15 protein-coding genes are annotated in these 11,133 nt (G+C 40.5%); all 15 read right to left on the bottom strand.

The annotated features are described in order from the left end of the window. Window positions 1-79: 79 nt before the first annotated feature. The 15 genes from CAG65_RS19620 to CAG65_RS19530 all read right to left on the bottom strand — a co-directional run bounded on the left by CAG65_RS19620 (window position 80) and on the right by CAG65_RS19530 (window position 11,072). On the bottom strand, window positions 80-535 hold the full coding sequence (locus tag CAG65_RS19620) for a GNAT family N-acetyltransferase (RefSeq protein ID WP_161454706.1): 456 nt from the start codon (window positions 533-535) through the stop codon (window positions 80-82). Between the two features lie 130 nt (window positions 536-665). Further along, the gene (locus CAG65_RS19615; protein WP_161454705.1) at window positions 666-1,397 is read right to left on the bottom strand and encodes a hypothetical protein; all 732 of its coding nucleotides are present in this window, start codon (window positions 1,395-1,397) and stop codon (window positions 666-668) included. A gap of 170 nt (window positions 1,398-1,567) precedes the next feature. Next, a complete protein-coding gene (locus CAG65_RS19610; protein WP_065770625.1) occupies window positions 1,568-1,870 on the bottom strand; it encodes a type II toxin-antitoxin system RelE/ParE family toxin in 303 nt (100 codons plus the stop codon). Further along, entirely contained in the window at window positions 1,858-2,115 is a 258-nt protein-coding gene (locus CAG65_RS19605; protein ID WP_161454704.1) for a type II toxin-antitoxin system Phd/YefM family antitoxin, read from the bottom strand. The genes CAG65_RS19610 and CAG65_RS19605 overlap by 13 nt, the downstream gene beginning before the upstream one ends. A 301-nt stretch (window positions 2,116-2,416) precedes the next feature. Further along, on the bottom strand, window positions 2,417-2,884 hold the full coding sequence (locus CAG65_RS19600) for an AbiU2 domain-containing protein (protein ID WP_161454703.1): 468 nt from the start codon (window positions 2,882-2,884) through the stop codon (window positions 2,417-2,419). Between the two features lie 1,149 nt (window positions 2,885-4,033). Beyond that, window positions 4,034-4,348 carry a superinfection immunity protein gene (locus CAG65_RS19590; RefSeq protein ID WP_202599468.1) on the bottom strand — a complete coding sequence of 105 codons (315 nt, stop codon included), beginning with the start codon at window positions 4,346-4,348 and terminating at the stop codon, window positions 4,034-4,036. A gap of 185 nt (window positions 4,349-4,533) precedes the next feature. Beyond that, window positions 4,534-5,070, bottom strand: coding sequence for a nucleotidyltransferase family protein (locus tag CAG65_RS19585; RefSeq protein ID WP_161454702.1), 537 nt, complete (start codon window positions 5,068-5,070; stop codon window positions 4,534-4,536). A gap of 611 nt (window positions 5,071-5,681) precedes the next feature. Then, complete coding sequence (locus tag CAG65_RS19575) at window positions 5,682-6,119, bottom strand: excinuclease (protein WP_161454701.1); 438 nt, start codon at window positions 6,117-6,119, stop codon at window positions 5,682-5,684. A 169-nt stretch (window positions 6,120-6,288) separates the two neighbouring features. Further along, entirely contained in the window at window positions 6,289-6,837 is a 549-nt protein-coding gene (locus CAG65_RS19570; protein WP_161454700.1) for a hypothetical protein, read from the bottom strand. A 143-nt stretch (window positions 6,838-6,980) separates the two neighbouring features. Then, the gene (locus CAG65_RS19560) at window positions 6,981-7,406 is read right to left on the bottom strand and encodes an N-acetyltransferase (protein ID WP_042764686.1); all 426 of its coding nucleotides are present in this window, start codon (window positions 7,404-7,406) and stop codon (window positions 6,981-6,983) included. Window positions 7,407-7,562: 156 nt separating this feature from the next. Continuing rightward, a complete protein-coding gene (locus tag CAG65_RS19555) occupies window positions 7,563-8,159 on the bottom strand; it encodes a class I SAM-dependent methyltransferase (protein ID WP_161454699.1) in 597 nt (198 codons plus the stop codon). A 145-nt stretch (window positions 8,160-8,304) separates the two neighbouring features. Continuing rightward, window positions 8,305-8,901: a class I SAM-dependent methyltransferase gene (locus CAG65_RS19550; RefSeq protein WP_161454698.1), complete on the bottom strand. Its 597-nt coding sequence runs from the start codon at window positions 8,899-8,901 to the stop codon at window positions 8,305-8,307. A gap of 146 nt (window positions 8,902-9,047) precedes the next feature. Continuing rightward, the gene (locus CAG65_RS19545; protein WP_140065121.1) at window positions 9,048-9,317 is read right to left on the bottom strand and encodes a hypothetical protein; all 270 of its coding nucleotides are present in this window, start codon (window positions 9,315-9,317) and stop codon (window positions 9,048-9,050) included. Between the two features lie 161 nt (window positions 9,318-9,478). Then, entirely contained in the window at window positions 9,479-10,615 is a 1,137-nt protein-coding gene (locus tag CAG65_RS19535; RefSeq protein ID WP_161454696.1) for a DUF4238 domain-containing protein, read from the bottom strand. Window positions 10,616-10,766: 151 nt separating this feature from the next. Continuing rightward, the gene (locus CAG65_RS19530; protein ID WP_148546934.1) at window positions 10,767-11,072 is read right to left on the bottom strand and encodes an NIPSNAP family protein; all 306 of its coding nucleotides are present in this window, start codon (window positions 11,070-11,072) and stop codon (window positions 10,767-10,769) included. Between the last annotated feature and the right edge of the window lie 61 nt (window positions 11,073-11,133).

Genomic DNA, 11,133 nt, shown 5'->3' with positions numbered 1-11,133 from the left:
CTAAACCATTACACCGTAAACACAAAACTCAATTTGAACCAAGAATGCCATGCGTTGCGAATCTGCCTTAAACGCTTTGTTATGAGGCAACTCGAAGCGACAGAGAAAGGAAGTTTTCATCGCTTTCAGTCACCTCATATCCAAGAGATTTATAAAACCTTACCGCTGACTCATTTCGAGTAAAGCTTGATAAGGTTACGTAACTACGCCCTTGTTCTCGCGCTATTTCTTGAACCATATTCATTACCCTTTCACCCAGTTTTTGATTTTGAAATTCTGGAAACACAATAAGTAAATGTACATGAAATGCATTGTCGTAAGGCTTGAAGCATAGCATTCCAACTTGTGTGTTATTGAGATAAACCCAGTGAAACCAATGCGGCTCATAGTCACTTTTTAAACGATTGGCCTGAAACTCGTCACACCAACCAAAGACGGCATCGACATGCGAATAAATCCCCTGTTTCACAACAGAAAATAGACTTTCAAACTCATCACTTTCTATTTGTATTAATTGAATATCCATATGCCTCATAACGCCCAATTAAGGGGTGAAGAACGCCTCCACCCAACCTAAAACATTGTGCCATAAATACTAAAATTGAAGTAGAAGCAAAAATGCCAAGCGTTGTGAATCCCTCTTAAATTGTTTGTTAGCTATTTTGTTAAAACCACTTGATACGTTCAAATCTATCTGGGTTTGAGACTAGAAACTTACGAATATTAGCCAGCAATGTTTCTGATACACGTGGGTTAACTTTGCCCATACGTAAATCTCCTTGCGTAATGCCCGATATATCTCCGTTAGTTAGAGACAGACCTAGTACCCTATATGATGCTTCGTCTGGTAAATCGGCGGCAACAATACGACCTTTTTGTCTACCTGCACTAATAAGAGGAAATGGATCGTGTTTGATAACCTCGCCTGTATCCTTTAGGTCGCCATTGTCATCAAGTTCCATCGATTTAAGCGGTATAGACCAATGCATTTCCGATGGCAGTGATTCAGGAATTACCACATGTAAAAGACTTGTATAAGGAAATCCGTCTCTTAATAACCCTTTGGTTTGCGTAACACCCATTGATGATGCATTCTTACTTGGTTTACGAACTGTAGGTCTAACTACTTTGGCTTCAACCGCTACAGTTTTGTGCAGTAATGGGGTGTCTCCTACAATAGGGATGATTAAGAGATCTATATCTCCGGTTTTTTGGTCATGGTCTAAACCTAACTCACCTCTTAACACTTCCTTTGCAAGAAGGATATCTTGACCGTATGCATGTTCATCAATTTTTGAAAATGCTGACCATAAAGCAGTATCAATTGTATTTGCGAGCAATTGATTGTTGGAACACAATTTATCTATAACTGTTGTTTCTTTTTTAATCCATTCCATTTGAAATTTCTCGCTAAATCCGAAAAATAGCTAACGCCGCGTTAAGTAGTGAGCAACGCTACCACTAAACCTAACTTATTGTGTCGTACACACTAAATTCAAAGCAAACAGAAAATGCCGAGCGTTGCGAATCTGTCTTAAACGCTTTGTTAGCCGCTCATCCCCAAAGGTTATTGCTTACTCAACAGGAACTTACGTAAATCTCTCTCGGAACGCATAACAAACAGAATGTAGACTTTGTCACTGTCCTGTTTATAAAAAACACGACATGGATTAACGACAACTTCACGATAACTTAAATGTTCTAATTCTGGCGGAATACGACCTGATTCAGGGAAAGTCTCTAGGCGTTCAACTTTAGAGAAAATCGTTTGTACTAACTGCTTTGCCGCTACAACATTTTCAAGTGCTATGTATTCAGCGATATCATTGAGGTCAGATAACGCTGGCTCAGTCCAGATTATTTCAGCCATTTTGACATTTTTTCCTTGGCTTCATCATGACTCACCACTTTGCCGTCAAATAGTGCGCGCTCACCTCGCGCAATACCCTCCAGGATAGCCAAACGATTTTGCATAAACTCGTAATCATCAACATCAACTAAATACGCGGATGGCTTACCATGTTCAGTAATTAACACTGGTTCTTTTGTGTCGTGGAGATCTGCGAGGATCTTAGTTGCTTGACGTTTGAGTGATGTAACTAGTTCTACTTTCATGAGAGCTGCTCCAAACGAATACTATAGTGATACTATTCTATCACTTTGAGTATGGCAAGCTCCATGACGGCTAACGCCCGCTTAAGTGGTGAGCAACGCTACCACGACACTCAACCATTACACCGTAAACACTAAAGCCAATTCAAACCAAAACCGCCGAGCGTTGCGAATCCGTCTTGAAGCGTTTGTTATGTATTTTGTCTTCGGAGATACTCAACTAAGGCATCACCACCAGTACCATATGGAGCATGAACATTCTCATAGGAGGTTTCACAATCATTATGATAACGCTCGTAGATATTCATAAACTCTCGAACCTGTTCCAGTGCCTGTGTTCTACTTGTGTTTGCGATATACCTGGAAGAACTTTTTCTGCTTCATTTAGAGCATGTTTTAAATCTGAATGCGCAATACGTTTATTTCGAATCGCTTTGAATTCCTCACATGAGAGTTCTAACTCACTAAATGTTCCAGTGAGTTGCGCAATTAACTCACTATCACCTACATTTTCGGCGTGCCTAATTAGCTGCCTCAAACTGAGGTTTTTGTTTCTACTGGTTACATCAGGATCTGTCAATTTTGACAACGATAAGGCCATATAATCCAACATCAATAGCTGATTAACGTGAAAAAATCCTGAACCATTTTTGTTGAGTAATTTAATAACGTCAGGACCTACAGCATACAAATCGCAGTAAATCTGCCATACATAGTGTATGTCGCACACTTGCTCCCATAATCGCTTGAAAATTGGTTCATATCCATTCATATCGACATACTCAATGAAATACATAACGCCCAGTTAAGGGGTGAAGCACGCAATGACCAAGCCACCGCATGGCACTTCAACACCAAAACTACCGCATACCAAAAATGCCACGCGTGCTGAATCCCTCTTGAACTGTTTGTTAGCACGCTGCCCTTAAAGCCTTTGGTACACGCCAAGATATTGAAATATAGCACGGAATTTATGGCTTAAAACACCGAAACCAAACGGACAACTGCCAAACTGAAAACTAACTTTAAGCGCAAGTTGGCTAGAAGAAAAACATGCTTAACTGCCCTTTTTCGCCACTTTCAAATTAGCAAAGGATACGGGCTTCTGACTTTAACGGCAGCTTCAAAGATACTAAGTTTTGCCGAAAATTTCTCAGCGCAAAAGAAACCAAGCCAGAGAAATAGCCCGAAAGTTAGAATCCGTAAACGATAAGCTCAAAGCGAAAACTTCACATCTAGTGCCACCGGAGCGAACCTGAAAGGCACATTTGTTCAGGTGTAAAGCGAGGAAAAGAAGCTAATAAAAACATAAACTTTTAGCCTTCATGCCAATCCAGTGCTAACGCCGCATTAAGGGGTGAACAACGCTACCACCCAACCTAAACCATTGTGCTGTAGACACTAAAGCCGATTCAAACCGAAACCGCCAAGCGTTGTGAATCCCTCTTAAATGCTTTGTTATGTCACGTCCCCAATGTTTAACGAAAACTCTTTATAGCGTTCAACAAATTCTCGAGCTTCAGCCAAGTCAATCGGATAAGGGACGGAGTCATTATTATCTCTGTGTGGTCTTATCTTTTGAAACCGAAAGCCATGTGATACTAAAAACCTGATCTTATCCCATTGCTTTTTGTCTGATTGTTTAGGTGCTTTAAAATGGCGTCCAAGATTGTATGAAACATTACCGCAATTTGGGCAAGGTAACTCATTGGGAATACCCTTGGATAATTCGCTGTCACGCTTAAAAGACTTGCAACACTCTAAACAAGCAAATGAAACTGTGTAACTACTGCTCAATTAAACATTTCCTCCTAGCTACATAACGCCGCGTTAAGGCGTGACGCAATGCGTGCCATACTGTGAGCGAAGCGAAACTGGCACGCGTTGCGGAATCGCTCTTAAACGCTTTGTTATGTGGTACTTATAGTTGCATTAACTCTTTCTTTTTGGCATTGAATTCGCTTTCAGAGATAACACCTCTCTCTTTCAAAGAATGAAGTTTATCAATTTCATCTGCAATATTAGTAATACTCGCAACTTTCTTTTCTGGGACAATGAAACACCAAATCAAAGCGATTAGCCAACCAACTCCCCACAATAAACCACCCAGAATATTTATTAGAACAATAGGAACCTTATAAGGATGATTTTTCTTTAACGCGATAATTGAAGGAAGAAATGCAAGTGGAATCAATACAATGAGTATAAGCAGTTGCCAAATGCTGACGCCTGACATAACGAAGACCTCGTAATTAAAATGAAACTAACGGCATAATACCATGAGATAACCCGAACTCTACATTTCTTAATTGTTAGTATGCTCACATATCACATAACGCCGCATTAAGGTGTGAGCGGCGCTTGGCTATACTTGAGCGAAGCGAAACTGCCAAGCGTTGCGAATCACTCTTAAATGCTTTGTTAGGGCACAGTTCTCAAAGACCGCCACCTTACTAACCAGCCCTTTGAATTTACACGATTTTCAAACGTTTCTCGTGACCTTTTAGGATTATGTGTGACACAGTAACCAAATAAGGATTCGTACCCAAAAGCTGCAATACATTCATAGCTACCAGGTGCGACTTGTCGAATGGCAACAGCTGTCTCTTGTTCTGGCCAATAACTCATAGCATCAAGGGAGCTTGTGTAAGGTAAATCGCCATTTCGAGTATGCATGAGTGCTTGATTACGAACTTGCCAGTTAATTTCTGGCATTAGCTGCTTGAGCTGAGATTCATACTGTAAATATGCTTTAGGGTCGTTCTCGTCAGGAGCAAAGTAAATAACATCCGCATCGTTCAATGGTGTCGCTACATCAAAACCATGCAGTGCATCCCAAACAAGATTACGAACGAAACCAGCTGCAATATAGCATTGAGGCAAGCCCAATTTAGAGACGTACTCTAAGGCTTTGACTCTAACTGGATCTTGTTTGATTAATTCTACGATTCTGTCCATTTCCGCCCTGTGCCCTAACGCTGCGTTAAGGGGTGAATGCCGCATAAACCAACTTTCCGCAGAGCACTTTCACCACCCAAACTCACTGCATACCAAAAATGCCACGCGGCATGAATCCCACTTGAACGCCTTGTTATGCTTAAGCTTCAATGGGTTACGTTTTACTAGGAACAAGATTAACTCGACTTTGATTTACAAACAAAAGCCAAAACGTAGAAAACCGAAATGACTCATAGTTTTAAAAATCGGACTTTGAAATTTGGCAGCTAAACCTCGAAAAACTAAGTTCAAATTGCTGATTGAGCCAACCGCCCTAACCTCGCGCTTGCTCGAAAATTGACTGAGGCAATTCTCTGAATTTTCAGCGCCAAAGAATAAGTGTCCGAAAAACAGCGCCCAATGAAGACAACTTGCCGACGAGCTCAAAACCAAAAAGCTAAGGGAACAAGGAAAAATCATAAACCACTGATTTTACGCGATTAAGCATAACGCCGCATTAAGGTGTGAGCAACGCTACCACTTAACCTAAAGCATTGCACCATAAACACGAAACCCAACCTTGAACGAAAAATGCCAAGCGTTGGGAATCACTCTTAAATGCTTTGTTATGCTTACTTTAACTTCACTACTTTACCTGTTAATGCAACGCCCGCAATCATAGTATCAGCACCACATTGAAAGGTATCTGAGCTAGAAGTTAGGTTGTTTTTGTAGTTAGATTTGATATCAACCACCGCGTTGCCACCTTCTTTAATTGCTCGTTCTTTCAGCGCTATCATGGCCGATAGAAAGACCCAGTTACACGCTTCTTCATCTGTTTTATTAAACGCGTTTGTTTTTTTGTTCGTTTTGAATTCGCCAAACTCCGCCACCACTTTGGGAAATTTCTGCTCACCGAAGTAGAATTTTACAGAAGTACCTAATTTATTTTTTGCTGCTTCTGAGCTTAGTGCATTTTCAATTGGATATGATCCAATATCATCTCTAGCAAGAGTGTTAGAAGAAAAGAACATCAGAGAAGATAATGTCAATATCACTATATTTTTCATATCGTTAAAACCTTAGTTGTTAAAATTTGAAGAGTAAGCATAACGCCCAATTAAGGTGTGAAGCACGCGACCACGGTACCTCATTTGACCACCGTAAACACAAATGCCAAGACTTGAGCCAAAGTCGCCACGCGTTGACTGTCCCTCTTGAACGCCTTGTTATACGATTTTACTCACCCCAATCTTCGATATGTTCTTCTGTAAGTAAAGGAATAATATTTGGCTCCATATCCTTATGTAAGGTAAACACATAAGAAAGTAACTTTTGAGACATGCTTTCAAAGGTTGTAAGTTGTTCTAGGTTTAAACATATTGAACTTCTATTTCTGACGGGCTGAAGCATACCCCTTTCCCCAAAAGAATACACAACAAATTTCATATCAATAGCCTGAGAATCAGAGTGCGCTATAAGCTGGTTTCTGCGCTGCATTAAGAACTCATGTAAACTCCGTTCTTCAGGCGAAAGTACTTTTAAAGCGGAGTTAGATAAATCAGGGACTTTGATCTTATTTCTAGAGTCATTGCCGGAAAATGGTTTGCAATAAGATAGTATCATTGCATTAGTTAGCGCTGAAAGAACAAGAAAGTTATTGTCGAAGTCGGAATAAAGGTCATTCTTCTTTATATAACTTACAATATCGAGAGCTTCTTTGAAGTCTGAAAATGAGATAGCAACACGCTTAAACTGTCTCAATAGTCCGTCATTCTTTTTATGCACCGTAACCTCGTATTTTCTTAATCGTATAACGCCCTGTTAAGGGGTGAGCAACGCAATACCAAAGCCGCCGCCAACCACCTTAAACACTAAAACCAACGCATAGTAAAAATGCCACGCGTTGCGAATCCCTCTTGAACAGTTTGTTATATGCCCGAACTCATTGTGTACTCTGGATGTCCAGTGTGCTCATCCAATTGCTCACTCACGACTTTGAAGCCTTGAGACAAATAGAATTGATAACTAGCCTGATTTTCCTTGTATACAGAAAGACTCAATTCCGCCCTCTGAGTTTTAGCATGACTCAATAGTTGCTTACCAATGCCTTTACCTTGAAGTTCAGGAGAGACAAATATAGCAGCTAGGCTATTTTCATACAGTGCGTAAAAGCCAACTACTTTCGACTCAGCTTCGTAAACGTAAGTTTCTGAAGCTGGAATGTAGATGCTACGCATGTTTTCTACTTGAGATTCCCAGAACTCAGCCGAAATGAAATCGTGAGCTTTAACTGACGCTTTAAGCCAAATTTCAAGAACTGAATCCATGTCATTTTCGTTGTACTTTCTTATCATTTTAAAGCTCTAAATAGCAGAATTTATCGGGGCAATATAACGCCGCGTTAAGTGGTGAACAACGCTAACCACCGAACCTAAACTATTGTGCCGTAAACACTAAAGTTGATTCAAACTAAAAATTCCAAGCGTTGTGAATCCGTCTTGAACGCTTTGTTATGTACGTTTCACCGCGACCACGGAATATGTATGCCAATGCTTCATTCTACCCAATGAGGTTTTAGCATTTTCATCACGTTCAAAGAACCTGACTATTTCAAAGTCAGAGAACAAACCCTTTACCTCTAACTCCGATAACGGTGTTGTCGGACTACGATAGTTTTCAGCCCAACTGTCTTTGAAACCCATAAAGTCACCAGCAAACACCCCACTGACTTCAATTGAAGATTTAATGTTGTTCCAGGTCGTTTCAAATTGGCCTGGGTCAGCGAAGAACAAACTGGAATTTGCTATAACTACACCAGATTTTGGATAGTCGAAAGACTCAAACGTAGACTCTGAAACATCCACTGATGACTTTGAACCAAACCTGTCTCTGCAAATAGCAACACAGTCAGGATTAATATCGAAGCCATGAACTTGATAATTCTGTCGTTCTAGATACTCGATATCGCTGCCTGTTCCACAACCACAGTCAGTGGCGACTTTGAGATTTGATTCATTGAGGCGAACTGCAAACTCAGTACGTTTTGAATGTGGACGAGATAGTGCTTTTTCGTAGTACTGACGCCAAATTTCAGCATTTTTATCCATAAGTTTCTGATTTTCCGTAAAAGTACATAACGCCGCGTTAAGTGGTGAACAACGCGACCACTTAACCTAAATCAGTGTGCCGTAAACACTTAAGCTGATACAAACCAAAAATGCCAAGCGTTGTGAATCCGTCTTAAACGCATTGTTATGTACGTTTCACCGCGACCACTGAATATGTATGCCAATGCTTCATTCTATCCAATGAAGTTTTCGCTGTTTCATCACGTTCAAAGAACCTGACTATTTCAAAACCCGATAACAAAGCCTTTACTTCTGATTCCGACAACGATGTTGTAGGACTACGATAGTTGTTAGCCCAACTGTCTTTGAAACCCATGAAGTCACCAGCAAACACCCCACCGATTTCAATTGAAGATCTGATGTTGCTCCAAGTCGATGCAAATTGGTATGGGTCAGCGAAAAACAAACTGGAGCTTGCGATAACTACACCAGACTTTGGATAGTCGAACGACTCAAACGAGGTCTCTGAAATATCAACTAGTGACTTTGACCCGAACCTGTTTCTACAAATAGCGACTGAATCAGGATTAATATCGAAGCCATGAACTTGATAACCATGTTGTTCGAGGTACTCGATATCACTGCCGGTTCCACAACCACAGTCAGTGGCCACTTTGAGGTTTGATTCATTGAGTCTGACAGCAAGCTCAGTACGTTTTGAATGTGGGCGAGACAGTACCTTTTGGTAAAATTGACGCCAAATTTCAGTATTTTCATCCATAAATTTCTGATTTTCCGTAAAAGTACATAACGCCGCATTAAGTGGTGAGCAACGCATACCACCGAACCTAAATTATTAGGCCGTAAACACTAAATTCAAAACAAACCGAAAATGCCGCGCGTTGGGAATCCGCCTTAAATGCTTTGTTATGTGTGTTTCAAAACACCAAACGGAATGTCCTGCTCTGGTTTAAATGAGATAAAGCCACCATTGCCTTGCTCTATAATTACCCGCGAACAGTTGTGACATTGATAAGTAAAACGTTGATATTTTGCAAACGCTTCCCATGCATTCATCCCACCATCAATTTGCTCACACATTTCTTCCCAACACTCATCTGGAATAAATCGAGCCTTATTCTCTTGATAGTCAGAGATATCATGAATCCTTGCACCACATTCACAATTAAACCTCATTAGAAATCCTTCTACGAAAACTGAAACCCACCAGAAAACAACTAATATTCTAAGAGTCTTAGATACACATAACGCCCAATTAAGGGGTGAGTAACGCAACACCAATGCCGCCGCAAACCACCTTAATCACCAAAATTAACGCATAGTAAAAATGCCACGCGTTACGAATCCCTCTTGAATTGTTTGTTAGATTTTTCTTTCGCAAGCAATCGCATAAGATCAGCATGCATTTTTTGCATTTGCTGTTCTTTTGCTTTCCATTCACCAGAACTTTGAGGTCTGCGACCGAACTCATCCTGAGTCGCCATCAGTTTACCGCCTTCTCCACCAATGAAGATTTCGGAGTCTCTCCCGAGCAGCTTAGTACTTTTTGAAACAAAGACCTTATCTAATTTTCCCCAATCTTTCTTTTTTAAGTATTTTTCAGGGTATAGCCATTCTTTTTTTGCAGCAGCTATATATTTATGAGCCCTAGACTTAAGGATGTGGTTAACGACTATGACTTGCTGCTCTGAAAACTCTCGTTCTCTGATAAAATCGCTGTAATTAATGATAGTTTGATCAAAGTATCGTGCATTGGTGCGTGGCTTTGGAGCTTTAAACTTTCCAGGTGAACGAGCAAACTCCTTATTCGTCAAAATGACACAATGGTTAAAGTCAATTGGAAAGATCGTCCTTGTGCCTTTTAGGTGTATTCCGGGGTCATTTGGAAATCTGCATTTTTCATTTCCTGGATAAAACACTGAATTATAAAGTGTTACTGGGTTATCACTTACAATGAACTTTGTTTCAGATTCATTTGCACTCACTACTTCTAATGAAGCCTCCGCCCACATAGTACAATGCATTCGACGTAGTTCCTGCATGCGCAGTAATAACTCATTGTGAGTTTTAGCGCGAGTAACTCTAGTTAACCACTCCAACCCCTTGGGTGTTCTTATTCTTTGAGCATCCATGTACTCAAATATATTAGTAACATGAGGATGAATTTCTCGCATCCATTCTTCAGAGGCCAACGCAGATAAAGCTTTAGAACCACTGGAGTCTATATGGCCGAATAAATGCCGTTCAATCTCATCATTTTTTTCACCAAACCATTGCGTGGTATAAAGATCTACTTCGTAAAAAAACCTTGTTGGCCCTTTATTGAGAATTTCACCAATTTTGACTGACTGCCCATCAGGTCGAACTATTTCTTCTGGACTGAGATCTAACCTAAAATAGGATTTCTGACCATCCAGCATAAATCGGCGCTGGTACCATTCAGGAACATAGTGATGCCTATATGATGTCTGCATGAATCCTCAGAGTAAATCTAACGCCGCGTTAAGTGGTGAACAACGCGACTACCCAACCTAAAGCATTGTGCCGTAAACACTAAAGTTGAATCAAACTGAAAATGCCGCGCGTTGTGAATCCGTCTTGAACGCTTTGTTATGCGTAGCTTCTTTAACCGAGCACAGGTCTAAAAAAGCTGCGCTCATAGCTGATAATGCAGTCCACTTTATCGGCAAACTCGAAAGCTTTAATACATTCAGGGTCATTTTGAGACTTAGTACGATAGTCTTCATAAGCTGACAAACTTTCAAAGGTAAAAAGAGCCAAAGCTACATTGTTTGCGCCTTCAGATGGAAGAAAGTAGCCATTGTGTTGGCCACCAAACTTCTCAACAAGTGGAATCCACATTTTGGCGTATTCTTCGAATTCATTGACCTTCTTTGGGTCAATTACATACCTGACGTAACAAGTAATCATAAACATTAACTCCTTCTAATTGCTTGATTTTGTGGGCTACGCATAACGCCGCGTTAAGTAG

Origin of the sequence: Vibrio sp. V39_P1S14PM300 (assembly GCF_009904765.1) — a bacterium.
Lineage (GTDB): Bacteria > Pseudomonadota > Gammaproteobacteria > Enterobacterales > Vibrionaceae > Vibrio > Vibrio proteolyticus.
This window is presented reverse-complemented; position numbering and strand designations above follow the sequence as displayed.

What these genes read in the sequence shown, in the direction of transcription:
- CAG65_RS19620 (WP_161454706.1), bottom strand. Translation starts at nt 535, where the DNA reads ATGAGGCATATGGATATTCAATTAATACAAATAGAAAGTGATGAGTTT.
- CAG65_RS19615 (WP_161454705.1), bottom strand. Translation starts at nt 1,397, where the DNA reads ATGGAATGGATTAAAAAAGAAACAACAGTTATAGATAAATTGTGTTCC.
- CAG65_RS19610 (WP_065770625.1), bottom strand. Translation starts at nt 1,870, where the DNA reads ATGGCTGAAATAATCTGGACTGAGCCAGCGTTATCTGACCTCAATGAT.
- CAG65_RS19605 (WP_161454704.1), bottom strand. Translation starts at nt 2,115, where the DNA reads ATGAAAGTAGAACTAGTTACATCACTCAAACGTCAAGCAACTAAGATC.
- CAG65_RS19600 (WP_161454703.1), bottom strand. Translation starts at nt 2,884, where the DNA reads ATGAATGGATATGAACCAATTTTCAAGCGATTATGGGAGCAAGTGTGC.
- CAG65_RS19590 (WP_202599468.1), bottom strand. Translation starts at nt 4,348, where the DNA reads ATGTCAGGCGTCAGCATTTGGCAACTGCTTATACTCATTGTATTGATT.
- CAG65_RS19585 (WP_161454702.1), bottom strand. Translation starts at nt 5,070, where the DNA reads ATGGACAGAATCGTAGAATTAATCAAACAAGATCCAGTTAGAGTCAAA.
- CAG65_RS19575 (WP_161454701.1), bottom strand. Translation starts at nt 6,119, where the DNA reads ATGAAAAATATAGTGATATTGACATTATCTTCTCTGATGTTCTTTTCT.
- CAG65_RS19560 (WP_042764686.1), bottom strand. Translation starts at nt 7,406, where the DNA reads ATGATAAGAAAGTACAACGAAAATGACATGGATTCAGTTCTTGAAATT.
- CAG65_RS19555 (WP_161454699.1), bottom strand. Translation starts at nt 8,159, where the DNA reads ATGGATAAAAATGCTGAAATTTGGCGTCAGTACTACGAAAAAGCACTA.
- CAG65_RS19550 (WP_161454698.1), bottom strand. Translation starts at nt 8,901, where the DNA reads ATGGATGAAAATACTGAAATTTGGCGTCAATTTTACCAAAAGGTACTG.
- CAG65_RS19545 (WP_140065121.1), bottom strand. Translation starts at nt 9,317, where the DNA reads ATGAGGTTTAATTGTGAATGTGGTGCAAGGATTCATGATATCTCTGAC.
- CAG65_RS19535 (WP_161454696.1), bottom strand. Translation starts at nt 10,615, where the DNA reads ATGCAGACATCATATAGGCATCACTATGTTCCTGAATGGTACCAGCGC.
- CAG65_RS19530 (WP_148546934.1), bottom strand. Translation starts at nt 11,072, where the DNA reads ATGATTACTTGTTACGTCAGGTATGTAATTGACCCAAAGAAGGTCAAT.